The following is a 26,651-nucleotide window of genomic DNA, read 5'->3' as shown; positions in this document are numbered from 1 at the left end:
ATCGGGACGCACACTCGGCGCCTCAGATGTGTGAGTCGGGGAACGCGATCACCGACAGGAACCGGATCGGTACCTCGACCAGGTCGACGGGGCCGTGCGCGCCCTCGCCGTCGAACTGCAGCGAATCGCCGGGGTGCAGCCGGTAGACCGAGCGACTGTGGCTGTAGTCCATGACACCTTCGAGCATGTAGATGAACTCGGTGCCCGGGTGCTGGAACAGCGGATACGTCCGGCTCTTCTCCGACAGCGTGACTTGCAGACACTCCAGGCGCTTGTGTTCGCCGCGCAGGGAGCCGAGCAGTTCGTAGTCGTGCCCCTCGCGGGTGCCCTCGCGCACGATCCGCGCGCCGGTGCCCGACCGCACGAACGCCGCTGGGCGCTCGACGTCGGCGCCGCGGAACAGGCTCGTCACCGGCACGTCGAAACCCTTGGCGAGCAGCGCCAGCGTGGACAGGCTGCAGGACGTCTGCGCGTTCTCGATCTTGCTCATCATCGCCTTCGAGATGCCGATGCGCGCGGCGGTGTCGGCAACGGTGAGGCCCTGCTGCAGCCGCAGAAGCCTCACGTTGCGTCCGATCGCCGTCTCGATCTCGAGTTCGTCGACCGGCTCCTGCGGATCGCGGTCGCGGGCGGTGCCGGACTTGTTGCGCAGCAGCGATGCGTGATCGTCAGCAGAGGTCACAGCTCACCTGTCTAGCGCATCTGTCCGGCGCCGGCGTACGGGTACGGCGTGGTGAGCAGGTCGCCCTCGGCGAAGCGGGACAGCCGGAAATCCGATGCGGGAATGCGGGGGTCGCGGCTGTGCCCGTCGGTGACGATGTCGGCGGCGAGCCTGCCCACCGCAGGCGCGATCTTGAAGCCGTGCCCGGAGAAGCCCGCGGCGACGACGACGCCGTCGAGATCGGTGCGGGAGATCACCGGATTCCAGTCGGGCGTCACGTCGTAGCAGCCGGCGTAGCTACTGGTGATGACCGCATCGGGGAAACCGGGGAAGCGGGTGCCGACCTTGTCCACGGTGAGGTCGACGAACTCTTCGGTCGCCCGGTTGAGATAGCTGTCCGGGTCGGCGGTCTGCGCATCGCTGAGGTCACTGTTGCCGAAGAGGATCTCGCCACCCACCTCGGGCCGCACGTACTGCAGCGAGACCAGATCGGAGAACACAGGCACCGGAGGAAGATCGACGCCGGGGTCGATCAGCACGATCTGCTCGCGTACGACGCGGATGGGGACGTCGATGCCGTACGGCGCGAGGAACGGTTGTGTCCACACCCCGGTGGCGACGACGACGGTGCCCGCGGCGATCTCGGTGCCGTCGGCCAGTGCGACCCCGGTCACGCGATCGCCACTGGTGGTCAATCCCGTTGCGGCACAGCCCTGGAGGATGCGGACACCGGCTGTCCGAGCTGTCGTGGCGAATGCCTGGGCGGTCTGGTACGCGTCGCCGTACCCGCCGCGCGACTCGTACCCGAAGGCCGCGAAAGGCTCCAGATCGGCGAACGGCCACAGTGTCGCGACCTCGCTGCGGTCGATCTCCTCGGTGTGCACGCCGACGGCTTGTTGGGCGGCAAGGCTTTTCCGTAGCGCGTCGACGTTGGCTTCGCCGACGCCGACGACATAACCGGTCTGGCGGAACCCGATGTCGGTGCCGAAGATGTCGATGGCCTGCTCGAACACCTCCAGCCCGGTGGCCGCCATCGCGGCCAGCGAGCTGACCCCGTAATGGCAGCGCACGATGCCGCTGGACTTGCCCGTCATACCGGAGCCGACAGTGCCGCGTTCGACGACGACGACGTCCGTGACGCCGCGCTCGGCGAGTGCCCATGCCGTCGCGCATCCCTCGAGCCCGCCGCCGACGATGACGACGTCGGCCATGTTCACAGTCCCGGAATCCACGACGTGCCGGCCAGAGGGACCTTCGCCATCGCGGCGGCCTCGATGCTGACCGCGACCAGATCGTCGGGTTCGAGGTGGCAGACGTGGGACTTGCCGCATGCCCGCGCGATCGTCTGCGCTTCCATCGTCAGCACCCGCAGGTAGTTGGCCAGTCGCCGGCCGGCGGCCACCGGGTCGAGGCGGGCGGCGAGCTCGGGATCCTGGGTGCTGATGCCCGCCGGATCGTTGCCGTCCTGGTAATCGTCGTAGAAACCTGCTGCGCTGCCCAGTTTTTCGTACTCGGATGCGTAGCGTGGATGGTTGTCGCCCAGCGCGATCAGGGCAGCGGTGCCGATCGCGACAGCATCGGCGCCCAGCGCCAGCGCCTTGGCGACATCGGCGCCGTTGCGGATGCCACCCGACACGATCAACTGGACTCCAGCCTTTCCCGTCGCTCCGCTCGCCCCGGTCCTGTGGACCCCCAGCTCCTGCAGCGCGCGTACCGCCTCGGGGATCGCGGCCAGAGTGGGGATGCCGACGTGTTCGATGAACACCTCTTGGGTGGCGGCGGTCCCGCCCTGCATGCCGTCCACGACGACGACGTCCGCGCCGGCATGCACCGCGAGTTTCACGTCGTAGTAGGTGCGGGTGGCGCCGACCTTCACGTAGATCGGCTTCTCCCAGTCGGTGATCTCCCGCAGCTCGTTGATCTTGATGGTCAGATCGTCGGGGCCGGTCCAATCGGGATGGCGGCACGCCGAGCGCTGATCGATGCCCTGAGGGAGCGTGCGCATCGCAGCGACGCGTTCGGAGATCTTCTGCCCCAGCAACATTCCACCGCCACCGGGTTTCGCGCCCTGGCCGAGAACCACCTCGATCGCATCCGCCTTGCGGAGGTCGGCGGGGTTCATCCCGTACCGAGACGGCAGGTACTGGTACACCAGGTGCTTGCTCTGGCCGCGCTCCTCGGGCGTCATGCCGCCGTCTCCGGTGGTCGTCGACGTGCCGACCTCACTGGCGCCGCGGCCCAGCGCCTCCTTGGCCGGTCCGGACAACGCGCCGAAGCTCATGCCGGCGATGGTCACCGGGATCGCCAGGTGCAGCGGGTGTTTGGCGTGCCGGTCACCGAGAACCACGTCGGTGGCGCAGCGTTCGCGGTAGCCCTCGAGCGGATAGCGCGACATCGACGCACCCAGGAACAGCAGGTCGTCGAAGTGGGGGAGCCGGCGTTTGGCGCCCCAGCCGCGGATGTCGTAGACGCCGGTGTCGGCGGCGCGCTGGATCGCGGCGATGGTGGCGCGGTCGAAGGTGGCGGACTCGCGCAGGCCGAGGCGCGCGCGGTCGTCGGTGTCGGTCATCAGTAGCTCGCAGAGTTGTCGACGTGGAAGTGATACAGCGATCGCGCGGAGCCGTAGCGGGTGTAGGCGGCGGTGTCGTCGTCCTCGAAACCCGCTGCCTTGAGCAGTTGTTCGAGCTCTTCGTGGTGTTCGGCGCGCATCGGCTTGGCCACACAGTCGGCGCCGAGGGAGGCCACCTCACCCCGCACGTAGATGCGCGCCTCGTACAGCGAGTCGCCGAGTGCCTCGCCGGCGTCGCCGCGCACCACGAGACGGCCGGCCTGGGCCATGAACGCGCTCATGTGCCCGACGGTGCCGCCCACCACGATGTCCACGCCCTTCATCGAGATGCCGCACCGTGCCGCGGCGTCGCCCTCGATCACCAGCAGGCCACCGTGTGCCGTCGCACCAGCGGACTGGGAGGCGCTGCCTTTCACCCACACCGAGCCGCTCATCATGTTCTCCGCGACACCGGTGCCTGCGTTGCCGGCGATCACGACATCGGCCTGCTGATTCATGCCCGCGGCGTAGTACCCGACGTGGCCGTTGACCGTCACGCTGATCTGCGCGTCGAGGCCGACGGCGACGTTGTGCGCACCGGCGGGATGGTCGATGACGAACTCGCCCTGCAGGTCCGGGGCGTGCAGCGCGGCGTTGACCTCGCGCAGTGTCGTGGTCTGGAGGTCGAAGCGTGTCATCAACGGCTCCATGCGTAGACGACCTCCGGTTCGGGTTCCCAGATGCGGGCATTCTCGACGCCGGGAAGTCCTGACAAGGCGCGGTATTCACTGGCCATCGCCACCCAGTTGGTGGTCTCGGCGATGACCGCGGGTTTGCACGCGATCGCATCCCGGACCACGGCGAACGAGTCGCGGTTGGACACCAGCAGCGTGTAGAAGCCGTCGAAGGTCGCGCAGAGCTCCTTGAGCGCGCTCTCCACGTCGCGGCCCTCCGACAGCTGCGCCGCGATGAACCGGGCGCCGACCTCGGTGTCGTTCTCGCTGTCGAACACCACGCCGCGGGAACGCAGTTCACGACGGATGGTGGCGTGGTTGGCGAATGACCCGTTGTGGACCATGCACTGGCCCGGCCCGACTGCGTAGGGATGGCAACCCGACGGGGTGACCGCGGACTCGGTCGCCATCCGTGTGTGGCCGACGCCCTGCCAGCCCTGCGCCCCGGCCAGTCCCCATTGCTCGGTGAGTGCGCGGGGGTGGCCGACACCTTTGAGGACCGCCATATCGGAGCCGAAACCGGCGATGATCGCGTGCGGGTAGCACGACCTGACCGCCGCCAGCAGCGCCTCCGACGACGTGTCGCAGGACAGCAGGTGGCTGTCGCCGACGGCGACCACGTCGACGGCGACCACATCCTCGTCGAGGGCGGTGGCCACGGTGCGTCGGACCAGCTCGACGTCTTCGGCCCGCCCGGTGCCCAGATCGGCCACCGATACGCAGCCCTGACCCGGCGGGGCCCACGCGGGATCGCCGTAGACGGCGACGCCGGCCGAATCGCTTCCCCGGTCGCCCATTTCGCAGAGCATGCTGCTCAGCAGGGTGCCCAGGTGGGAGTAGAGCTCAGGTGTGCGCAGGTGCAACCCGACGATGCCGCACATTGTGTCCTCCGTGTTCAGCGCTGTCAGAAGGCGGTCAGGTACTGGTCGATCTCCCACGGGCTGACCGCGCTGTGGTAGTCGAAGAACTCTTCGCGTTTGAGGCCGGCGAAGTACGCGGCGACCCCGTCGCCGGCGGCGTCGAGCACGCCTGAGATGACGGTGTCGTTCTCGAATTCGTCGACGGCGTGCAGCAGCGTGGGCGGCAGCGGGCGGGCGCTGATCCCTGATCCGACTGCACCGGGATCGGTGCTGCGTTTGATTCCGTCGAGGCCGGCGCCGAGCGCCGCGGCGATCGCCAGGTAGGGGTTGGCGGAGCCGTCGCCGCCGCGCAACTCGACACGTTGGTTGTCCGGCACCCGGATGTAGTGGGTACGGTCGTTGCCGCCGTAGGTAGGCAGGCGGGGCGCCCAGGACGCACCGGAGCGCGTGGACACTGCGCCGGTTCTCTTGTAGGAGTTGACCGTCGGTGCGATCACCGCCTGTAGGGCGCAGGCGTGGTCGAGGATTCCGCCGATGAAACCGTATGCGGTGTCGGACAACCCGAGGCCTCGGTCGTCGGCGCCCTCAACGGGGAACACTGCGTTGCCCGCGCTGGTCAACGACAGGTGCAGGTGCAGGCCGCTGCCAGTCTTGTCGGAGAACGGTTTGGGCATGAACGTCGCGATCATGCCGCGCTCCGCGGCGATCATCGACAGCAGGTACCGCAGCGTGACGACACGATCGGCCGTGGTGATCGCGTCCGCGAAGGTGAAATTCTGCTCGAACTGGCCGTTGCCGTCTTCGTGGTCGTTGGCGTAGTTGGACCAGCCGAGACCGTTCATCGCGGCCGAGACGGTCGTCAGGTGGTCGTACATTCGGGTCACCCCGCGTGCGTCATAGCAGGGTTGGGACGCCGTGTCTGCCGCGTCGGCGACCGTGACGCCACCGTCGGCGGTGCGGCGCAGCAGGAAGTACTCGACCTCCGCGCCCACCCACGGCTCGAATCCGCCGTCGCTGCAACGTTGTACGAGATTCTTCAGGATGACCCGAGGGGCGTAGGGCCAGGGTGCGCCGTCGACGTGGGGGTCGCAGTGCACGATCGCGAGGCCCTCCTTGAGGAAGGGGACCGGGGTGAACGAGGCGGGGTCGGGCAGGGCCATCAGGTCCGGGTCCTTGGGCTCCTGACCCATGGCCCCGACGGCGTAGCCGGCGAAGCCGACGCCTTCGGTGGCCAGAAGGTCCACGGCCTCGACGGGAACCAGCTTGGCGCAGGGCTTTCCGCGCAGGTCGACGAAGAGCGCGAGGATGAATTTGGTACCGGCCTTCTCGGCTGCGATCGCGAGGTCCTGGGTCATGGCGTCCACCTTGTGTCTCTTGTAGGGAATCAATGTATCAGTAGCGGAAACACCCCGCACATCGAACGGCCGGTGCGAACGATGGAGCTGTTCGCACCGGCCGGCCGAGTGATCCGTCAGACGGGAGCGAGTTCGTACGACGCCTCGCGGTGGAACGCGGCGTCGATGCCCTTCTCCTCGTCGTCGGGCGAAATGCGGATGCCGACAGTCTTTTTCAGCGCATAAGCGATGATGCCGGCGACGACGAACGAGTAGACCATGACCGCGCCCGCTGCCACGGCTTGGCGCCACAGCTGGTCGAAGCCGCCACCGTAGAACAGGCCGTTGGTCGCATTGGGCATCGAGTCGCTGGCCAGGAGGCCGATCAGCAGGGTGCCGATGACGCCACCGACCAGGTGCACCCCGACCACGTCGAGCGAATCGTCGTAGCCGAAGCGCTCCTTCAGGCCCACCGCGTAGACGCACACCGCGCCGGCGATCGCGCCGAGGATGATGGCACCGACGGGGGTCACCGCACCGCAGGCGGGGGTGATCGCGACCAGGCCGGTGATCGCACCCGAGGCCGCGCCGACGCCGGTGACGTGACCGTCCTTGATCTTCTCCACGGCGATCCACGCCAGCGTCGCCGCGCAGGTCGCGACAAACGTGGTCACCATGACGATCGCGGCCGAATTGCCCGCTGCCAGGGCCGAACCACCGTTGAAGGCATACCAGCCGGCCCACAGCAGGCCGGCACCCAGCAGCGTCAGAGGCACGTTGTGCGGCTTGCGCAGCTGACCCCAGCTCGCCGACTTGCCGAGCACGATGGCGACGGCCAGCGCGGCCGCACCGGCGTTGATGTGCACCGCGGTGCCGCCGGCGAAGTCGATCGCCTTGAGTTTGTTGGCGATCCAGCCACCGGCCGAATCCTCGGTGACCACGCCGTCGAACGCGAAAACCCAATGGGCGACCGGGAAGTACACCAGCACCGCCCACAGCGTCGCGAAGCCCATCCACGCGCCGAACTTCATCCGGTCGGCGACCGCACCGGAGATCAGCGCCACGGTGATGGCGGCGAACAGCGCCTGGAAGATCGAGAACAAACTGACCGGCAGGCCAGAGATCGTGGTCTGCGTCTCGAGAAGATCCTTCATTCCGGCGAATTCGGTCAGGTTGCCGAGGAAGCCGCCGTAGGAGGTGCCGAAGACCATCGAGAAGCCGAACAGCACCCACAGCACGCCGACCACAGCGACCGCGCCGAACGTCATCATCATCATGTTCGTCGAGCTCTTGACGGACACCATGCCGCCGTAGAACAACGCGAGACCGGGGATCATCAGCGTGAGGCCGATGATGCAACACAGCATGAACGCGGTCGTCCCTGTATCCATAGAGTTCTCCTGCGATTACCGGCTCCGCTGCGGAGCCGTTCACCGACAGTTACCGATGTCTCTGTTACGTGGACTGTTTCCTCAGGTTTCGGGCGCGTAACGAGATTGGAGGGAGCCATGCCGGACGAGGTGGGGCGCGTGCCCCAGTACGACGTGTTCGCCGACGAATTCCGTGATCACGCCTACGACGGCCTGTTCAATGCCCACTACGACCGCCCGGCGTGCCTTGCGCTCCTCGGCGACGTGGCAGCAAAGACCGTTCTGGACGCGGCCTGCGGTCCGGGGCTCTACGCCGCCGAGTTGATCCGGCGCGGCGCCGCCGTTGTCGGATTCGATCAGAGTCCCCGGATGGTCGAGTTGGCGCGCCGGCACGCCCCAGCCGGACGCTTCCGGGTCCACGATCTCGCCGAACCCCTGCACTGGGTCGCCGATGAGTCCGTCGATCTCGTGCTGTTCGCGCTGGCGCTGGAGTACGTCGACGACCGTGTCGGCGCGCTGCGCGAGTTGCGACGGGTGCTGCGCCCCGACGGTGCCCTCGTGCTGTCGCGCCAGCATCCCACCGGCGACTGGCTGCGCCACGGGGGGAACTACTTCGAGAGCAGGGTGATCGAGGAGACGTGGAGTCGTGGCTGGAGGGTGCGTTACTGGCTGGCGCCGCTCGAGCAGACCTGCGACGAGCTGCGCGCCGCCGGCTTCCTGATCGAGCGGTTGACGGAACCGCGGCCGGTCCCGGAGGCGGCGAGCATCGACGCGGACAAGTACCGCCAGCTGACCCACGAACCCACCGGCTTCATGGCCATCCGGGCGATCCCGGACCCGCGCTGATCAGCTCAGCGGCCAGTTGAGCACGATCTCGTCCAGCGGGCGCCGTTCGCGGGGCGCGCGATCGCGCTCGGCGATGTCGGGGTCTACGTCGGCGTAGTCGCCGAGCCGGCCGACCGCGATCACCATCAACGGGCGCAGCTCTTCGGGCAGATCGAACGCCTCGACGGCCCCCTCGGTAGAAAAGCCCGCCATCGGGTGCACGATGAGGCCCCGCGCGACGGCCTCGACCGACAGCATCCCCAGGGCCGACCCGGCGTCGACACAGGCGTACTGCGCGGTGTTCTCGTCAGGTCCCTGATCGGCGCACAACAGGATCAGGGCGCTGGCCACCTTGGCGTAGCTGTTCCCTCCCCTGAGCAGGTCGGCCAACGTGCCGAACGTCTCGTCGCCGCGGCGGGCCACCACGAACCGCACCGGCTGGCGTCGCCCCCACGTCGGCGCCCACCGGGCGGCCTCGAGGAGCGCGATCAGCTCGTCGTCGGTGAGGTCGGCCGCCGGATCGAACGCGCGCGGACTCCAGCGAGCAGCGATAGGCGGGTGCACGGGGACCGAGGTCTGGGCCAACCGATCAGGGGACGTCACACCGGCGACGCTACTGGCGCGAATAAATCGGGAGCGCGCAGCCTTTATCCTTGTTCGGGATCTCCCCGGCTGTCGAAACAGTGATGAAAGGTTCTGCAGTGGCGCTCGTCGTACAGAAGTACGGCGGATCCTCGGTGTCCGACGCCGAGCGCATCCGCCGTGTGGCCGAGCGCATCGTCGAAACCAAGAAGGCCGGCAACGACGTCGTGGTCGTGGTCTCGGCGATGGGCGACACCACCGACGAGCTGCTCGACCTGGCCAAACAAGTCTGCCCGGCCCCCCCAGCTCGCGAACTCGACATGCTCCTGACTGCTGGGGAGCGGATCTCCAACGCGCTGGTCGCGATGGCGATCGAGTCGCTCGGTGCCCAGGCCCGCTCCTTCACCGGCTCCCAGGCCGGCGTGGTCACCACCGGCACCCACGGCAACGCCAAGATCATCGACGTCACCCCCACCCGGCTGCGCTCGGCGCTCGACGAGGGCCAGATCGTGCTCGTCGCCGGCTTCCAGGGCGTCAGCCAGGACACCAAGGACGTCACCACCCTCGGCCGCGGCGGCTCCGACACCACCGCCGTCGCCGTCGCAGCGGCCCTGAACGCCGACGTCTGTGAGATCTACACCGACGTCGACGGCATCTTCACCGCCGACCCGCGAATCGTGCCCAACGCCCGGCGCCTGGACACCGTCTCCTTCGAGGAGATGCTCGAGATGGCCGCGGCGGGCGCCAAGGTGCTGATGTTGCGGTGCGTCGAGTACGCCCGCCGGTTCGATTTGCCCATCCACGTCCGCTCGTCGTACTCCGACCGGCCGGGCACCATCGTCACAGGATCGATCGAGGACATCCCCATGGAAGACGCCATCCTCACCGGAGTAGCCCACGACCGCGGGGAGGCGAAGGTGACCGTCGTCGGCCTGCCCGACGTCCCCGGCTACGCCGCCCAGGTGTTCCGCGCGATCGCCGACACCGACGTCAACATCGACATGGTGCTGCAGAACATCTCCAAGGTCGAAGACGGAAAGACCGACATCACGTTCACCTGCTCGCGGGAGAGCGGGCCGGGCGCGGTGGAGAAGCTGACCTCCCTGCAGGACGAGATCGGCTTCACCCGGGTGCTCTACGACGATCACATCGGCAAGGTCTCGCTCATCGGTGCCGGCATGCGCAGCCACCCCGGCGTCACGGCGACCTTCTGCGAGGCGCTGGCCAAGGCCGGCATCAACATCGACCTGATCTCCACCTCCGAGATCCGTATCTCGGTGCTGATCAAGGACACCGAACTCGACCGCGCCGTCGCCGCCCTGCACGAAGCCTTCGGGCTCGGGGGCGACGAGGAAGCCGTCGTCTATGCGGGAACGGGACGCTGACTATGGCCGGGCGAGCGAAGCGACGGGGGAAATAATGGTGAGCATCGGTGTTGTGGGAGCGACCGGCCAGGTCGGTCAGGTCATGCGAACCCTGTTGGTGCAGCGCGACTTTCCGGCCACCGAGGTCCGGTTCTTCGCCTCGGCCCGCTCGGCGGGCAAGAAGTTGGAGTTCCGCGGGCAGGAGATCGAGGTCGAGGACTCCGAGACGGCCGACCCGTCCGGACTGGACATCGCGCTGTTCTCCGCCGGTGCGACGATGTCGCGGGTGCAGGCGCCGAGATTCGCCGCCGCGGGCGCAGTCGTGATCGACAACTCCTCGGCGTGGCGCAAGGATCCCGATGTGCCGCTGGTGGTCTCGGAGGTGAACTTCGCGCGGGACGCCGGGGTGCGGCCCAAGGGCATCATCGCCAACCCGAACTGCACGACGATGGCCGCGATGCCGGTGCTCAAGCCGCTGCACGAGAAGGCCGGCCTGGTGCGCATGATCGCCTCCACCTACCAGGCGGTCTCGGGCAGTGGGCTCGCCGGTGTCGAGGAACTGTTCGGTCAGGCCAGCGCCGTGGTGTCCGAGAGTCAGGCGCTGGTGCACGACGGGAGCGCCGTGGCGTTCCCGGCGCCGAACAAGTACGTGGCGCCGATCGCGTTCAACGTCGTTCCGCTGGCCGGATCGCTGGTCGACGACGGCTCCGGTGAGACCGACGAGGACCAAAAGCTGCGCAACGAGAGCCGCAAGATTCTCGGGATTCCTGACCTCGCAGTGTCGGGTACCTGTGTGCGGGTGCCGGTCTACACCGGGCATTCGCTGTCGCTGAATGTCGAGTTCGCACAGCCGTTGTCGGCCGCCGAAGCCACCGAGATCCTCTCCGGCGCGCCGGGCGTCACGCTGGTCGACGTCCCGACGCCGCTGGCGGCCGCCGGTACCGATGAGTCGCTGGTCGGCCGCATCCGGCAGGACCCGGGCGTGCCCGACGGTCGAGGGCTCGCGCTGTTCGTCTCCGGCGACAATCTGCGAAAAGGCGCGGCGCTGAACACCATTCAGATCGCCGAGTTACTGGCCGCCCAGCTCTAGTACGCCGAAACCGACGTTTGGGCGGGTAAGTGCGAGAGATGGGCGCCATTTCGTCGATCTCGGCGCTGCTGCTGCCGCCCGCGCTCACCCTCGTGCTCGCTGCCGGGGCGAATGCCACGCCGGTCGAACTGCCGCCGCTGCAGCCGGGGCAGGTGCTGCGCGTCGGCCCGGTGGCCGGAACCGGAACGCCGACAGCCGATTACGGTATCGGTGCGACGGACCTGTGCGAGTTCATGCAGTTCCCCTCCGGCATCCTGCAGGTGTGCGGTGACAGCTTCGCCGGCCAGGGCGTCGGCTTCGGCGGGTGGTACTCGCCGATCGCACTACATGTCGTCGACGGCTCGCTGGAAGACCCCGGCGGAGTGCGCTACGACGGAGTGACGGGTATCGGCACTCCGCTGCTCGCCGACCCGACGCCGCCGGGTTCGTCACAGCTGCCCGCGGGCATCGTCGAGATCAACCGCGAGAACTATCTGCTCGTCACCACGACCAAGGATCTGCGCCCCCAGTCGTCACGGCTGGTCAAAGCTGATGCAGGACAGGGCAGATGGGCCACCGTGCCCGGCTCTGTGCGCGACGCCGGCTATGCCGGCGGCGGGCAGTCCCAGATCAGCGGTTACTACGATCCGATCCCGACTCCTGACTCGCCGCGGGGTTGGGTGTACATCGTCGCGAACAATTTCGATCGCACCGGCCCGCTGACCCTCTACCGGACTCCGCCGCAGACGTTCACCGATCGGGCTTCCTGGCAGGCGTGGTCTCCCGCCGGATGGGGCATGCGGCCGGCCCCGCTGTGGGGTGACCGGATCGGTGAGATGAGCGTGCGCCAGATCGACGGGCGGACAGTGCTGTCGTACTTCAATGCCAGCACCGGGAACATGGAGATGCGCGTCGCCGACGATCCGACCCAGCTCGGAACCGCACCGGTGACCACCGTCGTCGTCGCGGCGCCCTGGCCGGAGCAGGCCGACGATCTGCCTGCGCCACAGGACAATCGGCTCGCCCAGCCCTACGGCGGCTATCTCTCGCCTGCCTCCACACCCGATGCCGTGCGCGTGTTCGTCAGCCAGTGGAACACCGCCCCCCGTGGCGGAAGCCCGTACCGGGTCATTCAGTTCGCGGTGAACCCGCTCAAACCCTGATCGCAGGTCTCTCACCGAGATCCACCGAGCGAGCCTCATGGCACCCCGAGCGCCGGCACCATCTCGTCGGGCGCCGCATCGCGGTATCCCGGGCAGCTGGTTTCGATGCTGAAGCTGTGCCCCTCGCGCTCGCTGTCGTTCGGCGGCATCCGCCCGCGGACGGTGTAGGTGTCGTCGACCTTCGTGCCGACGACGGCGTCCGGGTCGGCGACGAAACCCCTGAGGTCGTCGTGGCGGAGCCCGACTCTGAACACCGTGATCTGGCGATGACGGCCAATGTGCAGGCGGACCATTCGACGTCGCCCCTCGCTCACCAGGATCACCACACTGTCATCCGGCTGTCTGACACAGCTCACATCCCGGGTGGTGATGGTACGGCGTTCGCCGTCGTACTGGATCGACGTGACCACCTCGGGGCCGTGGCCCGCGCAGGCGCTGAGGATAACGACGATGACGATGATCGACAGGGAGGTGGGCCTTTGGTACCTCAGAACGTGACCCCACCGCCGCCGCGCCAACGTCCGCCGGGCCAGGGTCCGTCGATGCCGATCATGGCTTCTCCCCACGGTGACGTTTCCGCAGGATATCCCGAGCTCCGACTGACTACCAGCGCAGCCTCATAGCCAATTCACAGGCCACACCTAACCGTTGTTGTGCGTCGTGGAGCAGGATCGTGCGCATGAGTGAGACACCGCCACCGTCGACACCCTCGTCACCCCCGCCGGACCACAACGAGCCCGTTACTGGACCCGTCTTCACGCCGCCACCTCCCACCTCCACCGAGCAGCCGGTCACCTACCCGGGCCCGCCCCAGACCGTGTACGTCGAGCGGTCCAGCCGCCTCACCAAGGTGGCCGCCTGGGTCGGCATCGTCGCCGGGTCGCTGTTCATCGTGGTCGTGATCTTCGGTGCGGGCTTCTTCACCGGGAAGGCCGTCGGCAACCATCGCGACTACGACCGCGGCCACGAGATGATGATGCGCCCCGGTCCGGCGATGTTCCCGATGGGCCCGCCGGGAGGGTTCCAGCGCGGTCCCTCCTTTTCGGGTCCCTTCGGCCGGGGACAGATCATCGAGATCCCGCGCCCACCCGGCGGTTCTCCGCAGGCTCCCGATACGCCGGCGCCGCCGCGGCCCTGAGGGCGGATTTTTCGCGCGGCTTTGGGGGTATGCGGCGATGGATGGCGGCTCAGCCCGACAGCCGCCCAGCGCCGAGGAGATCAGATGTCTGAGAAGTACGCGACCACCGACGGCGGGGCACCGGTCCCCAGCCTCGAGCACTCGCTGACCGTCGGTCCCGACGGGCCCATCCTGCTGCAGGACCACTATCTGCTCGAACAGATGGCCAACTTCAACCGGGAGCGCATCCCCGAGCGTCAGCCCCACGCCAAGGGTGGGGGCGCCTTCGGAGAGTTCGAGGTGACACACGACGTCAGCGCGTTGACCAAGGCGGCCTTCCTCCAACCGGGCGTCAAAACCGAGATGGTGGCCCGGTTTTCGACGGTGGCCGGCGAGCGGGGCAGCCCAGACACCTGGCGTGACCCGCGCGGGTTCGCCCTGAAGTTCTACACGTCGGAGGGCAACTTCGACATGGTCGGCAACAACACGCCGGTGTTCTTCCTACGTGATCCGATGAAGTTCCAGAACTTCATCCGCAGCCAGAAGCGGCTGCAGGCCTCCAACGTGCGCGATCACCACATGCAGTGGGACTTCTGGACGTTGTCCCCGGAGTCGGCGCATCAGGTCACGTGGCTGATGGGGGACCGTGGCATCCCGAAGACATGGCGGAACATGAACGGCTACTCCAGCCACACCTACAGCTGGGTCAACGCCAGCGATGAGCTGTTCTGGGTGAAGTACCACTTCAAGACCGATCAGGGCATCGACTTCCTCACCCAAGAGGACGCCGACCGGCTGGCGGGCGAAGACGGTGACTACCACCAGCGGGACTTGTTCACCGCGATCGAGGACGGCAACTTCCCGAGCTGGACTCTGCACGTACAGGTGATGCCGTTCGAGGACGCGAAGACCTACCGCTTCAACCCCTTCGATCTCACGAAGGTGTGGCCGCACAGCGACTATCCGCTGCAGCAGGTCGGCAAGATGACGCTCAACCGCAACGTCGTCGACTACCACGCCCAGATTGAGCAGGCCGCGTTCGAACCGAACAACATCGTGCCGGGCACCGGTCTGAGCCCCGACAAGATGTTGCTGGCACGCGGCTTCTCCTACGCCGACGCCCACCGGCACCGGCTCGGGGTGAACTACAAGCAAATTCCGGTCAACGAACCCAAGGTCGAGGTGCGCGCCTACTCCAAGGACGGGCCGATGCGCATCCACAACGTCACCGATCCCGTGTACGCGCCGAACTCGATGGGCGGACCCGAGGCTGATCCGCGGCGGGCTTCGGAAGTGCACTGGGCGTCCGACGGGGACATGGTGCGCTCGGCGTACGCGTTGCGGGCCGAGGACGACGATTGGAGTCAGGCCGGCACCCTCGTGCGGGACGTTCTCGACGACGACGCGCGAGATCGACTGGTGCACAACATCGTCGGTCACGTGTCTGACGGTGTGAAGGAGCCGGTGCTGTCCCGGGTCTTCGAATACTGGCGCAACGTCGATCCCGATCTGGGCAAGAAGGTCGAAGAGGGCGTGCGAGGCGCCTAGGTCTGCAGCGAGTGCACGGTTTCTGACAGTTTTCGCGCGAAATCCGTCAGAAACCGTGCGCTCAGCGCTGACCCGGATAGGGCGGCAGCGCCATCTCCCGCGCCGTCTTGATCGCCAGTGCGACGGGCAGGTCGCCGCGGTGGGCGAGTTCGCGCATCCGGTTCAGCTCCACGTGAGCCGCTGCTTCACCTGAGCCCCTGCGCGCGCCTCGGGTGATCCGGAGCGTCGGCGACGACCTTCGATTTCTTGGCCATCAGCGCTCTTCGCGGAAATCGACGTGCCGGCGAGCGACAGGGTCGTACTTGCGCAACACAATCCGATCCGGATCATTGCGCCGGTTCTTGCGCGTGACATAGGTGTAGCCCGTGCCTGCCGTCGAGCGGAGCTTGACCACAGGGCGGACATCAGTGGTGCGTGCCATCAGATCTTTCCTTCCCGGCGGAGGCGGGCCACCACCGATTCGATGCCGTCACGGTCGATGGTCTTGATGCCTTTAGCGCTGACGCGCAACGTGATTCGGCGACCTTCGGACGGTAGGTAATAGGTCTTGTGTTGGATGTTGGGGTCCCAGCGCCGACGGGTGCGGCGGTGCGAGTGCGACACCGCGTTGCCGAAGCTGGGTGCGCGGCCGGTGACCTGGCAGTGAGCCGACATGGCGCTCCTTAATGGAAATCGTTTTCGACAAGATGCGGACCGAACTGTAGCGTGAACGCGTCATTATTGAAAATCATTCCCGATAAGGAGTCTGTCGATGCGCACCCCCGTCATCGTCGTAGCCGGCCAGGACGGCACCGGCGACATCGCCCGAGTTCTTCTCGAACGGCCGGGGACGACGCTGGTGGAGCACTACTTCGACGGCCACGTGGTGCACCGCACCACCGCGTCGATGCAGCGCGGGATCACCGTCAAGGCCGATACCGTGCTGGAATTGAGGAACTGCTGCCTCGCCTGCACCGTGCGCGAGGATCTGCTGGCCCATCTGTGCCACCTACACCGCCGCGGCGGCGTCGACCGGATCGTCGTGCGCCTCGCGCCGTGGCTGGAACCCGAACCCGTCTGTGTCGCGATCACGCATTCGCCCGCTTCGCGTGAGGTGTCCCTCGCAGCAGTGATCAGCGCCGTCGACGCCCACAGTTGGCTGTCCCAGGCGCTCGGCGAGGAGGAGCTGGCCGACGGTCGCACTGTGGCGCAGGTGGTCGTCGGGCAGGTCGAATTCGCCGACGTCGTCGTCGCGAGCGCCCCGGAGCCCGAGACGCTCGCCGTGGTTCGCCGACTCGCGCCGCGAGCCCGCGTGACCGTCGGCACCCACCGGCTCGAACTCTCACTCGCGCACCTGGAACCCGACGCGCGGCGCGGGCGCAGCGACGATCCGCACGCATCGCTGTTGGGTGGTCAACCGCCGTTGGATTCCGACGGCCGCGTCGGATTGGTCGAATTCACCGCGCGGCGTCCCTTCCATCCCCAGCGCCTACACGACGCACTCGACGTGCTGCTCGACGGCGTGATCCGCAGCCGAGGGCGGCTCTGGCTGGCCAACCGGCCCGGCCGGGTGATGTGGTTGGAGTCCGCCGGCGGGGGACTGAGGGTGAGCAACGCGGGAAAGTGGTTGGCTGCGATGACAACTCGTGAGGTCGCCTATGTCAATCCGGAACGTCGGGCGATGGCGAACCTGATGTGGGACGCGCGCCACGGTGACCGGCACACCTCGTTGGCGGTGCTGACGTGCGGCGCACACGCCCGGGACATCACGCGTGCACTGCGCGACGCTGTGCTCACCGACGCCGAGATGAACAGTGCACACGAATGGTCCAGCTACGCGGACCCTTTCGGGGACTGGCACACCGACCCGTGCGGGGACGCTGTGTCCGCGGGGCCGACCGAGCGCGAAGACCGTGCCGACGGCTGAGGCGGTGGATGCTCACCGTTCCGAGTCGAGCGACGCCATGTGCGCGGCGGGGTAGCGGTCACCGGCCACCTGGTTCGCGGGCACCGCGGACTCGATGCGGGCGAGCTGGGCCTCGGTCAGGTCCACGTCGATCGCGCCGAGGGCCTCCTGCAGCCGGATGCGAGTGCGCGCGCCGATCAACGCGACGACGTCGGTGCCACGTGCCACCACCCACGCGATGGCCGCCTGTGCCACAGAGATGCCGAGGTCCTCGGCCACTGTGCGGAGAGATTCGACCAGATCGAGGTTGCGCGTGAGGTTTTCACCGGAGAACCGCGGACTGCGGGTCCGCATGTCGCCGGCGCCGGACGCGGTCCAATGTCCGCCCAGGAGGCCACGGCCCAACACGCCGTAGGCAGTGATTCCGATGCCGAGTTCCCGGCAGACCGAACGGATCTCGCGTTCCACACCGCGGGAGGCGAGGGAGTACTCGATCTGCAGATCCGTGATCGGCCGTACCGTGGTGGCCCGCCGTATGGTGTCGGCGCCGACCTCGGACAACCCGATGTGCCGGACGTAGCCGCTGTCGACGAGTTCGCCGATGGCACCCACGGTTTCCTCGATCGGCACCATCGGATCCAGGCGTGCGGGACGGTAGACGTCGATGTGATCGGTGCCCAGTCGCTGCAACGAATAGGCTGCGGCGGCCTTCACCGACGCCGGACGAGCATCGAAGCCGAGCCATGCGCCGTCCGGGCCGAGTTGCCCACCGAATTTGACGCTCAGCTGGTACGAGTCGCGGGGGATCGACCTCAGTGCCTCGCCCAGCACCAGTTCGTTGTGGCCCATGCCGTAGAAATCTCCGGTGTCCAGTAGCGTGATTCCCGCGTCGAGGGCCGCATGGATCGTCGCGATGCTCTCCGTTCGGTCGGCGTGGCCGTAGGCACCCGACATGCCCATGCAGCCGAGCCCGAGTGCGGATGTGGTCAGTGTTCTGAGTGTGGCGGTTCGCATGATCTCACTGTCGACGCACTGCGAGTTGGCAGCCACGGCACGTTCTGCCGGGGACCCGGAGTCCCTGGCTGAACGGGGACGTCGCGACGACAATTTCCCTATGGATCGTGACGCGCTCGCCGGCTTCCTGCGCCGACGCCGGGAGGCCATCACGCCGGCCGAGGTCGGTCTACCCGACGGCGCGCGTCGCCGCACGGCAGGACTGCGGCGCGAGGAGGTGGCCCAGCTGGCAGGAATGTCGGCTGACTACTACGGCCGGCTGGAACAGGGCAGGAGCACGCAACCGTCCACCCAGATGGTCCGGGCGATGGCGCGGGCGCTCCGACTCTCCGAGGACGAGACCGACCATCTGCACCACCTCGCAGGCCACGCCGCGCCCGATCGCGGGAGCCGGTCGATGCACGTCGGTCCCGCGTTGATGTTCGTGCTCGACCAGCTGCGCGACGCCGCCGCATTCGTCACCTCGGACACCTACGTCGTGCTGGCGCAGAACGATCTCGCCACGGTGCTGATGGGTGATCTCGTCGACGCGCACGCCCACAGCGGCCTGTCGGCCAGCATGAGCTATCGGTGGTTCACCGAACCGCGGATGCGTGAGCGGGTCCCACCGCACGAGCGCGCCGAGCACAGTCGGATCATGGTGGCCGACCTTCGCGCGGTGTGGGCGCGTCGGCGTGCGGACCCGGACGTCAGGGAACTCGTCGACGCTCTCCTACAGCAGAGTTCGGAGTTCGCCGAACTGTGGGAGCGCCACGAAGTGGCCGTCCGGCGGATGCAGCGCAAGACATTTCTCACCACCGTCGGCCCACTCACCCTGGACTGCGAGGTCCTGGCAGCCACCCACGGACAGAAGCTGGTGGTGCTCACACCCCCGCCCGGGTCCGCGGCGTTGGCGAACCTGCGGCTGCTGAGCGTCGTCGGAGCCGCCCCGTAGGGGCTGGCATGATCGGTGAGGTGAAAGCCGTCGCCGTGGGCTGTGTCGCCACTGTGGGTGTCGGTCTAGGCCTCGCGTTCGCAGCCCCTGCCGCCGCCCGGCCCTCCGACCCCGGAGTCGTGAACTACGCCGTACTGAACAAGGGCTCTGTCGGCAACATCGTGGGTGCTCGCCTCGGGCTCGAGTCGACGTTCACCACGCCGTCCCAGGCCTATTGGGTCGACAACCCGGTGTGCAACAACTGGGCTGACATCGGGTTGCCCGAGGTGTACCTGGACCCCGACCTCGCCGCGTTCAGCGGCGCGACGGCGCAGGAATCCCCGTCCGACATGACCCACTTCGTCAAACAGGCGGTCGGCGTCTTCGCCACCGCCGACGCCGCCGGGCGCGCCTACCACCGGGTCGTCGATCGGACCGTCGGCTGCAGCGGTCAGACCACCGCGATGCACCTGGACAACGGCAGCACCCAGGTGTGGAGCTTCACGGGCGGGCCCGCGGGCGCCGCACAGGCCGACTGGGTCAAGCAGGAGGTCGGAGCCGCGTGGCCGGCGACCTCGGGCGCAGCCACCGACAGGCGGTGCTTCGTCACCACCCGCTTGAGGGAGAACGTGCTGCTGCAAGCCAAGGTGTGCCAGTCGGGCAACGGCGGACCCGCGGTCAACGTGCTCGCCGGCGCCATGCAGAACACGCTCGGGCAGTAACGCTGCAAGCCCTGGCAGGCGCGTCATAGGTGTGTCACGGCGCGGACGGGGAATTGTCGGTGCGATCTGGAAGATAAACGGGAAGACTTCTCTTCGCAGATCGCCAACGATGGAAAGAGGGCGCCTGATATGGCCCGCACCATGCCGTGCGACGCTTCGCCCGGCGACACCCTGGCCAGCGCCGAAGCCGCCGCGGAGCGTCTCGTCGCCAGCTGCCTCGTCGACGGGCCGGTCGGCGGGGTGGGCCTCGAGGTCGAGGCCCATTGCTTCGTCTTGGCCGATCCGGTGCGCCGTCCCGGCTGGGACGAGCTGACCGCCACCATCGCGACGCTGCCCCCGCTGCCCGGCGGCAGCGTCGTCACCGTCGAGCCCGGTGGAGCGGTCGAGCTCTCGGGGCCGCCGGCGGCTGATCCCGCTGCCGCGATCGCAGCGATGCGCTCCGATCGCGCCGCGCTGCGCACGGCATTTCTCCAGGCGGGCCTGGGGCTGGTGCTCCTCGGAGCCGACCCGTTACGGCCTCCGGGACGGGTCAACCCCGGTGGCCGCTACCAGGCCATGGAGCGTTTCTTCTCGACCAGCGGCACCGGTGAGGCCGGGGCGGCGATGATGACGTCCACCGCGTCGATCCAGGTGAACCTCGAGGCCGGTCTGCGGCAGCAGTGGGCCGAGCGGGTGCGGCTGGCTCATGCGCTTGGCCCCACGATGATCGCGGTCGCGGCGAACTCGCCGGTGCTCGCCGGCGCCTTCACCGGCTGGCAGTCGAGCCGGCAGCGGGTGTGGGGGCAGCTCGACTCCGCGCGCTGCGGGCCCGTGCTCGGTGTCAGAGGAGACGATCCGGCCAGTGACTGGGCGCGCTACGCGCTGCGGGCGCCGGTCATGTTGGTGCACACCCCCGACCCGCAGCCGGTCACCGAGTGGGTGCCGTTCGCGGACTGGGCCGACGGTCGGGTTCTCCTCGGCGGTCGGCGGCCCACCAAGGCCGATCTCGACTACCACCTGACCACGCTGTTTCCGCCGGTGCGGCCGCGCGGCTTCTTGGAGATCCGCTATCTGGACAGCGTGCCCGACGCGTTGTGGCCCGCGGTGGCATGGACGCTCGCGACACTTCTCGACGACCCGGCCGCCGCCGACATCGCGGCGGAGGCCACCGAGGAGGTCGCCACCGAGTGGGATCGCGCGGCCCGGGTCGGTCTGGCCGATCGGCATCTGCACGCGGCCGCGCTGACGTGCGTGAACGCCGCCGCCGAGCGGGCTCCGGCGGAACTGACGGAATCGATGGATGTGTTGGTGCGTTCGGTCGAGCGGGGTCGTTGCGCCGCCGACGACTTCGCAGACCGCGTGGTGGCCTCCGGCATCGCGGCAGCGGTCGCCCACCTGCCAGAAGGGGAACAGTGACGACGCGCGAGGTACTGGCCGAGGAACTGACCGTCGCCCGCGACCGCACCCTGCGGCTGGTCGACTTCGACGACGCCGAGGTGCGCCGGCAGTACGACCCCCTGATGAGCCCACTGATCTGGGATCTCGCGCACATCGGCCAGCAAGAAGAACTGTGGCTGCTGCGGGGCGGTAATCCCGACCGTCCCGGCATGCTCACGCGCGAGGTCGACCAGCTCTACGACGCGTTCGTGCATTCGCGAGCCAGCCGGGCGAACCTGCCGCTGCTGCCGCCCGCCGACGCGCGCGCCTACTGCACCACGGTGCGCAACAAGGTGCTCGACGTGCTGGACGCGCTGCCCGACGACCATCCCGAGGCCTTCACGTTCGGGATGGTGGCCAGCCATGAGAACCAGCACGACGAGACCATGCTGCAGGCACTGAACCTGCGTTCCGGTGCGCCGCTGCTCGACCGGGGCGCGGCCCTGCCCGCGGGCCGCGCCGGGCTCGCAGGGACGTGGGTCGAGGTGCCTGCCGGCGAGTTCGTGATGGGTGTCGACGCGACCGCCGAACCCTTCTCGTTGGACAACGAGCGCCCAGCACACACAGTCGACGTGCCGGCGTTTCGGATCGGCCGAGTTCCCGTCACCAACGGCGAGTGGCAACAGTTCATCGACGACGGCGGGTACGACCAGCGGCGCTGGTGGTCGGACGCCGGGTGGGCCCATCGGCAGCGGGCCGGGCTGAGCGCGCCGCAGTTCTGGAACACCGGAGCGCTGGCAGGCACCCGCACCCGCTTCGGCCACACCGAGGACATTCCCGCCGACGAGCCCGTCCAGCACGTCGATTTCCACGAAGCGCAGGCGTACGCGGGATGGGCTGGTGCGCGGCTGCCCACCGAGGTCGAGTGGGAGAAGGCGTGCGCGTGGGACCCGGCTGCGCACCGGCGCCGGCGTTACCCCTGGGGTTCGCAAGCCCCGTCTGCCGATCGGGCCAACCTCGGTGGCGCGGCGCTGCGGCCCGCGCCGGTCGGCGCCTATCCGTCAGGTGCGTCGGCCTACGGCGCCGAACAGATGCTCGGCGACGTCTGGGAGTGGACCACCTCGACGCTGCGGCCGTGGCCGGGATTCACCCCGATGGTGTACGAGCAGTACTCCACACCGTTCTTCGACGGCGTCACCACTGGTGACTACCGCGTGCTGCGCGGCGGATCGTGGGCGGTGGCGCCCGGGATTCTGCGGCCGAGCTTCCGCAACTGGGACCACCCGATCCGCAGGCAGATCTTCTCGGGCGTGCGGTTGGCTTGGGATGTGTAGGGATGTCTAGGCATGTGTAGGCACTTGGCCTGGTTGGGCGCGCCGGTCACGCTGGCCTCGCTGATGCTCGAGCCGCCGTCCGCGCTGCTGGTGCAGTCTTATGCCCCGCGCAGGCAGAAGCACGGCCTGATGAACGCCGACGGTTGGGGGGCAGGCTTTTTCGACGGTGCGCAGCCGCGGCGGTGGCGCAGTGCCGGGCCGCTGTGGGGTGACGCGTCGTTCGCCTCGGTGGCGCCGGCGCTGAGCAGCTCGTGTGTGGTCGCCGCGGTGCGCTCGGCCAGCGTGGGGATGCCGATCGAGGCCTCGGCGTCGGCGCCGTTCACCGACGGGACCTGGCTGCTGTCGCACAACGGGCTGGTCGACCGCGCGGTGCTGCCGCTGTCCCCGCACGCGGAATCGACCAACGACAGCGCGCTGCTGGCCGCGCTCATCTTCGACCGCGGCCTCGACAGGCTCGGCGACACCGTGGCCGGGGTGGCCGCCGACGATCCGAACGCCCGGTTGAACATCCTGGCGGGCAACGGTTCTCGACTGCTGGCCACGACGTGGGGGGACACCCTGTCGGTGCTGCGCCGGCCCGACGGCGTGGTGCTGGCCAGCGAACCCTATGACGACGATCCGGCGTGGCAGGAGATCCCCGATCGTCACCTCGTCGACGTTCGGGTCGGGGTGTCCGACACCGCCAATGATGTCCGGGTCGACCTCACACCGCTGAAAGGATCGTGATGACGTTCTCCCTGGAGAACTACCTGGCCGCCGACGCCGCCGAGGCCGCGCTGCGCCGTGACGTCCGCGACGGGCTCACCAGCACTCCGAAGTCGTTGCCGCCCAAATGGTTCTACGATTCGGTCGGCAGCGATCTGTTCGATCAGATCACCCGGCTGCCCGAGTACTACCCGACGCGCGCGGAAGCGCAGATCCTGGCAGCGCACGCCGGTGAGATCGCGGCGGCATCCGGCGCCGACACGCTCGTCGAACTGGGCAGCGGGACCTCGGAGAAGACTCGCCGGCTGCTCGACGCGATGCGTGAGCGCGGCGCCCTGCGCAGGTTCATCCCGTTCGACGTCGACGCCACAGTTCTCACCGCGGCCGGCGCCGCGATAGCCGACGAGTATCCGGGCATCGAGATCGCCGCAGTGTGCGGTGATTTCGAGGAGCACCTGGGCAAGATCCCGGCCACCGGGCGTCGCCTGGTGGCGTTCCTGGGCTCCACCATCGGCAACCTCACCGCAGGGCCGCGCGCCGAGTTCCTCTCGTCGGTCGCGGCGATGATGCAGCCCGGAGACACCCTGCTGCTCGGTACCGACCTGGTCAAGGATTCCGAGCGATTGGTCCGCGCCTACGACGACAGCGCCGGCGTGACGGCACAGTTCAACCTCAACGTGCTCGCCGTGGTGAACCGGGAACTTGGCGCGGACTTCGACGTGGCCGCCTTCGCCCATGTCGCACGGTGGAATTCCGACGAGGAACGCATCGAGATGTGGCTGCGATCGACTCGCGCGCAGCGCGTCCACATCCCGGCGCTCGACCTCACGGTCGATTTCGCCGACGGCGAGGAGATGCTCACCGAAGTGTCGTGCAAGTTCCGGCCTGAGGGCGTGGACGCCGAACTCCGTGCGGCCGGACTCACCCGGACGCAGTGGTGGACCGATGAGGCCGGCGACTTCGGGCTGTCGTTGGCGGTGAAATGACACTCGCCGAGACGTGGCGGGCCGCGCGCCCGCCAGCCGCCGGCGTGCACCTGGACAGCGCAGCGTGTTCGCGGCAGGGTTTCGCTGCGCTCGAGGCCGCGGCCCAGCACGCTCGACACGAGGCCGAGGTCGGCGGTTACGTCGCCGCAGTCGCAGCGACCCCGGTGCTCGACGCGGGTCGTGCGGGGGTGCAGGCACTGACGGGGATGGCCGACGCCGAGGTGTTCTTCACCACGGGGTCCAACCACGCCCTCGACGTCCTGCTCGCCGACTGGGCGGGAGACCGGGTGATCGCTTGTCTGACCGGCGAGTACGGGCCCAACCTGGCGATCATGGCGCGCCACGGCTTCGAGATCCGCGAACTGCCCGTCGATGGGTTCGGACGGCTGGACCTCGACGCCGTCGGTGCGGCGCTGGCCAGCGATCCGCCCGCGCTGGTGCACCTGACGATGCTGGGCAGTCACAGCGGGGTCGTCCAGCCAGTCCGCGAGCTCGCCGGCGCGTGCCGTAGCCAGGGCCTACCGCTGATCGTCGATGCGGCGCAGGCGTTCTCGCATCTCGACTGCACGGACATCGGAGCCGACGCGATCTACTCGTCGTCACGGAAGTGGTCGGCCGGGCCACGTGGGGTGGGCGTGCTGGCCACCCGCCCCGGGCTGCTGTCCGACGGCACGCAGATGCGGATCGCGCACGCCGAAACCAGCGTCGCCTCGCACGTCGGATTCTCGGTGGCCATCGGTGAGCACATCGCCGCCGGACCGGCGAACGTGCAGGCCCGGCTGCGGGAGGTGGGCGCGCAGACCCGCCGCGCGCTGGCCGACGTGGCGGGCTGGCACGTGCGGGAGAGCATCGAGGAACCGAGTGCGATCACGACGCTGACCCCGCCCGACGGCGTCGACGCCGCGACGGTACGCGCCGACCTGATCGTCGACCACGGCATTCTCACCACCTTCATCGGCGTCGAGCGTGCGCCGCAGGTGATGACCCGTCCGGCCCTGCGGGTCTCACCGCACGTCGACGTCACCGACGACGACCTGGCGACGCTCACCTCAGCCTTGGCGGCCGTCGCTCGGGTGTGACGCGGGGCACTTCTGGTTATCCCTGCTGCATCATCACTGGAGGGACCTTGGAGGGACACTGCCCATGACCGCCACCGAGGCCGACGAACGGGAACCGCAGGAGCCGTCCAAGCCGGAGAAGAAGCGCGACCGCACGCACTGGCTCTACATCATAGTGATCGTCGCGGTCATCGCCGGCATCATCGTCGGGCTGGTGGCACCCGAGGTCGCCGGTTCGCTGGGCGTGCTGGGGGAGCTGTTCGTCAAGCTGATCAAGATGATGATCGTCCCCGTCATCTTCTGCACCGTGGTCCTCGGCATCGGCAAGGTGAAAGCCGCCACCTCGGTCGGCAAGGTCGGCGGCCTGGCCATAGCCTACTTCCTGGTGATGTCGACGGTGGCGCTGGCCATCGGTCTGGTGGTCGGAAACCTGATCAGCCCGGGCACCGGGTTGAACGTGCCGAGTGATCCCGGCAAGGGTGCGGAACTGGCCGGTGAGGCCGAATCTGCCGGCGGAGCAATGGATTTCATTGCCAACATCATCCCGTCCACGCTGTTCTCGTCGGTTACCGAGGGCAACGTGCTGCAGGCGCTGTTCGTGGCGCTGCTCGTCGGATTCGGCATCCAGTCGCTGGGTGCCACCGGGGAGCCGCTGCTGCGCGGCATCGAGGCGCTGCAGAAGTTGGTGTTCAAGATCCTGATCGGCGTGCTGTGGCTCGCGCCGATCGGTGCCTTCGGCGCCATCGCCGAGGTGGTCGGCGACACCGGCTTCGAGGCGGTCATCCAGCTCGGCGTGCTGATGGCGGCCTTCTATCTGACGTGCGTGATCTTCGTGTTCGGCGTGCTGGGCGCGCTGCTGTGGATGGTGGCTAGGGTGTCGGTGTTCAAGCTCGCCCGCTACCTGGCCCGGGAGTACCTGCTGATAGTCGCGACGTCGTCGTCGGAATCGGCGCTGCCGCGGCTCATCGCGAAGATGGAGCACGCCGGGGTGAAACCCGCGACGGTCGGCATCGTCGTGCCGACCGGATACTCGTTCAACCTCGACGGCACCGCGATCTATCTGACGATGGCCTCGCTGTTCATCGCCGATGCCCTGGGCGACCCGCTGTCCATCCCTGAGCAGCTCGGCCTGCTGGCGTTCATGATCGTCGCGTCGAAGGGGGCCGCCGGCGTCAGCGGCGCCGGGCTGGCCACCCTGGCCGCCGGGTTGCAGAGTCACCGACCCGAACTGCTCGACGGTGTCGGGATCATCGTCGGCATCGACCGGTTCATGTCCGAGGCGCGGGCGCTGACCAACTTCTCCGGCAACGCCGTCGCCACGCTTCTCGTCGGGCACTGGACGCACAGCGTGGACCACGAACGTCTGCGTGACGTGCTCGACGGGAACCGTCCGTTCGACGAATCCACGATGGTCGACGACCACGACACCAGCGATCGGCCCAGGGAGACCTCTCCGACCGGGTAGGTCGGGCCCTACCCGTCTGTCCGCACTTGCGCTGCCCG

General features: G+C 68.3%; 27 protein-coding genes. 15 read left to right on the top strand and 12 right to left on the bottom strand.

Features of this window, described 5'->3' with window-relative positions; genetic code table 11:
* Positions 1-22 precede the first annotated feature (22 nt).
* From ACZY1G_RS14375 to ACZY1G_RS14345, 7 genes are all read right to left on the bottom strand, one after another.
* Positions 23-682 (bottom strand): helix-turn-helix domain-containing protein, encoded by a 660-nt coding sequence (locus tag ACZY1G_RS14375; RefSeq protein ID WP_463812530.1) that lies wholly within the window; start codon positions 680-682, stop codon positions 23-25.
* 11 nt (positions 683-693) lie between these two features.
* Complete coding sequence (locus tag ACZY1G_RS14370; protein ID WP_463822752.1) at positions 694-1,872, bottom strand: NAD(P)/FAD-dependent oxidoreductase; 1,179 nt, start codon at positions 1,870-1,872, stop codon at positions 694-696.
* Positions 1,873-1,874: 2 nt separating this feature from the next.
* Positions 1,875-3,230 (bottom strand): FMN-binding glutamate synthase family protein, encoded by a 1,356-nt coding sequence (locus ACZY1G_RS14365; protein WP_463812528.1) that lies wholly within the window; start codon positions 3,228-3,230, stop codon positions 1,875-1,877.
* On the bottom strand, positions 3,230-3,919 hold the full coding sequence (locus ACZY1G_RS14360) for a protein glxC (protein ID WP_463812527.1): 690 nt from the start codon (positions 3,917-3,919) through the stop codon (positions 3,230-3,232). Before ACZY1G_RS14360 ends, ACZY1G_RS14365 begins: the two co-directional genes overlap by 1 nt.
* The gene (locus ACZY1G_RS14355; protein ID WP_463812525.1) at positions 3,907-4,824 is read right to left on the bottom strand and encodes a class II glutamine amidotransferase domain-containing protein; all 918 of its coding nucleotides are present in this window, start codon (positions 4,822-4,824) and stop codon (positions 3,907-3,909) included. Before ACZY1G_RS14355 ends, ACZY1G_RS14360 begins: the two co-directional genes overlap by 13 nt.
* A gap of 23 nt (positions 4,825-4,847) precedes the next feature.
* Complete coding sequence (gene glnT / locus ACZY1G_RS14350; protein WP_463822751.1) at positions 4,848-6,158, bottom strand: type III glutamate--ammonia ligase; 1,311 nt, start codon at positions 6,156-6,158, stop codon at positions 4,848-4,850.
* A gap of 116 nt (positions 6,159-6,274) precedes the next feature.
* Positions 6,275-7,528, bottom strand: a complete 1,254-nt coding sequence (locus ACZY1G_RS14345) for an ammonium transporter (protein WP_463812523.1) — start codon at positions 7,526-7,528, stop codon at positions 6,275-6,277.
* Positions 7,529-7,666: 138 nt separating this feature from the next.
* Here ACZY1G_RS14345 and ACZY1G_RS14340 point away from each other — a divergent pair, with 138 nt between their 5' ends.
* Complete coding sequence (locus tag ACZY1G_RS14340) at positions 7,667-8,353, top strand: class I SAM-dependent methyltransferase (RefSeq protein WP_463822750.1); 687 nt, start codon at positions 7,667-7,669, stop codon at positions 8,351-8,353.
* Here the strand turns inward: ACZY1G_RS14340 and ACZY1G_RS14335 are convergent, their stop codons facing one another.
* Positions 8,354-8,935, bottom strand: a complete 582-nt coding sequence (locus tag ACZY1G_RS14335; RefSeq protein WP_463812521.1) for a nitroreductase family protein — start codon at positions 8,933-8,935, stop codon at positions 8,354-8,356.
* A 98-nt stretch (positions 8,936-9,033) separates the two neighbouring features.
* On the opposite strand from ACZY1G_RS14335, the gene ACZY1G_RS14330 reads away from it, so the two are divergent.
* Genes ACZY1G_RS14330 through ACZY1G_RS14320 form a run of 3 tightly spaced genes read left to right on the top strand, consistent with a single transcriptional unit; the run spans position 9,034 to position 12,510 of the window.
* Positions 9,034-10,299, top strand: a complete 1,266-nt coding sequence (locus tag ACZY1G_RS14330) for an aspartate kinase (RefSeq protein WP_463812520.1) — start codon at positions 9,034-9,036, stop codon at positions 10,297-10,299.
* 31 nt (positions 10,300-10,330) lie between these two features.
* A complete protein-coding gene (locus ACZY1G_RS14325; protein ID WP_463823003.1) occupies positions 10,331-11,368 on the top strand; it encodes an aspartate-semialdehyde dehydrogenase in 1,038 nt (345 codons plus the stop codon).
* A gap of 38 nt (positions 11,369-11,406) precedes the next feature.
* The gene (locus ACZY1G_RS14320; RefSeq protein ID WP_463812519.1) at positions 11,407-12,510 is read left to right on the top strand and encodes a DUF4185 domain-containing protein; all 1,104 of its coding nucleotides are present in this window, start codon (positions 11,407-11,409) and stop codon (positions 12,508-12,510) included.
* Between the two features lie 35 nt (positions 12,511-12,545).
* On the opposite strand, the gene ACZY1G_RS14315 is transcribed toward ACZY1G_RS14320, so the two are convergent.
* Positions 12,546-12,920: a hypothetical protein gene (locus ACZY1G_RS14315; protein ID WP_463822749.1), complete on the bottom strand. Its 375-nt coding sequence runs from the start codon at positions 12,918-12,920 to the stop codon at positions 12,546-12,548.
* Positions 12,921-13,189: 269 nt separating this feature from the next.
* Here ACZY1G_RS14315 and ACZY1G_RS14310 point away from each other — a divergent pair, with 269 nt between their 5' ends.
* Positions 13,190-13,648, top strand: a complete 459-nt coding sequence (locus ACZY1G_RS14310) for a hypothetical protein (RefSeq protein WP_463822748.1) — start codon at positions 13,190-13,192, stop codon at positions 13,646-13,648.
* 84 nt (positions 13,649-13,732) lie between these two features.
* Positions 13,733-15,175, top strand: a complete 1,443-nt coding sequence (locus tag ACZY1G_RS14305) for a catalase (RefSeq protein ID WP_463822747.1) — start codon at positions 13,733-13,735, stop codon at positions 15,173-15,175.
* A 253-nt stretch (positions 15,176-15,428) separates the two neighbouring features.
* On the opposite strand, the gene rpmG is transcribed toward ACZY1G_RS14305, so the two are convergent.
* Complete coding sequence (gene rpmG, locus ACZY1G_RS14300; protein WP_241204663.1) at positions 15,429-15,596, bottom strand: 50S ribosomal protein L33; 168 nt, start codon at positions 15,594-15,596, stop codon at positions 15,429-15,431.
* A complete protein-coding gene (gene rpmB / locus ACZY1G_RS14295) occupies positions 15,596-15,829 on the bottom strand; it encodes a 50S ribosomal protein L28 (RefSeq protein WP_463812515.1) in 234 nt (77 codons plus the stop codon). Before rpmB ends, rpmG begins: the two co-directional genes overlap by 1 nt.
* A gap of 97 nt (positions 15,830-15,926) precedes the next feature.
* On the opposite strand from rpmB, the gene mrf reads away from it, so the two are divergent.
* Entirely contained in the window at positions 15,927-17,081 is a 1,155-nt protein-coding gene (gene mrf / locus ACZY1G_RS14290; RefSeq protein ID WP_463822746.1) for a ribosome hibernation factor-recruiting GTPase MRF, read from the top strand.
* Positions 17,082-17,093: 12 nt separating this feature from the next.
* Here the strand turns inward: mrf and ACZY1G_RS14285 are convergent, their stop codons facing one another.
* Positions 17,094-18,074 carry an aldo/keto reductase gene (locus ACZY1G_RS14285; protein WP_463822745.1) on the bottom strand — a complete coding sequence of 327 codons (981 nt, stop codon included), beginning with the start codon at positions 18,072-18,074 and terminating at the stop codon, positions 17,094-17,096.
* 100 nt (positions 18,075-18,174) lie between these two features.
* Here ACZY1G_RS14285 and ACZY1G_RS14280 point away from each other — a divergent pair, with 100 nt between their 5' ends.
* From ACZY1G_RS14280 to ACZY1G_RS14245, 8 genes are all read left to right on the top strand, one after another.
* Positions 18,175-19,008 (top strand): helix-turn-helix transcriptional regulator, encoded by an 834-nt coding sequence (locus tag ACZY1G_RS14280; protein ID WP_463822744.1) that lies wholly within the window; start codon positions 18,175-18,177, stop codon positions 19,006-19,008.
* Between the two features lie 8 nt (positions 19,009-19,016).
* Positions 19,017-19,709: a sensor domain-containing protein gene (locus tag ACZY1G_RS14275; RefSeq protein WP_463822743.1), complete on the top strand. Its 693-nt coding sequence runs from the start codon at positions 19,017-19,019 to the stop codon at positions 19,707-19,709.
* A gap of 129 nt (positions 19,710-19,838) precedes the next feature.
* Positions 19,839-21,104: an ergothioneine biosynthesis glutamate--cysteine ligase EgtA gene (egtA, locus tag ACZY1G_RS14270; protein ID WP_463822742.1), complete on the top strand. Its 1,266-nt coding sequence runs from the start codon at positions 19,839-19,841 to the stop codon at positions 21,102-21,104.
* Complete coding sequence (gene egtB / locus ACZY1G_RS14265) at positions 21,101-22,399, top strand: ergothioneine biosynthesis protein EgtB (protein WP_463822741.1); 1,299 nt, start codon at positions 21,101-21,103, stop codon at positions 22,397-22,399. The genes egtA and egtB overlap by 4 nt, the downstream gene beginning before the upstream one ends.
* A 12-nt stretch (positions 22,400-22,411) precedes the next feature.
* Complete coding sequence (egtC, locus tag ACZY1G_RS14260; RefSeq protein WP_463812508.1) at positions 22,412-23,125, top strand: ergothioneine biosynthesis protein EgtC; 714 nt, start codon at positions 22,412-22,414, stop codon at positions 23,123-23,125.
* A complete protein-coding gene (egtD, locus tag ACZY1G_RS14255) occupies positions 23,125-24,090 on the top strand; it encodes an L-histidine N(alpha)-methyltransferase (RefSeq protein ID WP_463812507.1) in 966 nt (321 codons plus the stop codon). Before egtC ends, egtD begins: the two co-directional genes overlap by 1 nt.
* Positions 24,087-25,169: an ergothioneine biosynthesis PLP-dependent enzyme EgtE gene (gene egtE / locus ACZY1G_RS14250; protein ID WP_463822740.1), complete on the top strand. Its 1,083-nt coding sequence runs from the start codon at positions 24,087-24,089 to the stop codon at positions 25,167-25,169. The genes egtD and egtE overlap by 4 nt, the downstream gene beginning before the upstream one ends.
* Positions 25,170-25,233: 64 nt before the next feature.
* Complete coding sequence (locus tag ACZY1G_RS14245) at positions 25,234-26,613, top strand: cation:dicarboxylate symporter family transporter (protein WP_463822739.1); 1,380 nt, start codon at positions 25,234-25,236, stop codon at positions 26,611-26,613.
* Positions 26,614-26,651: the final 38 nt, after the last annotated feature.

This window comes from Mycobacterium sp. IDUB_5, assembly GCF_055419565.1.
This window is presented reverse-complemented; position numbering and strand designations above follow the sequence as displayed.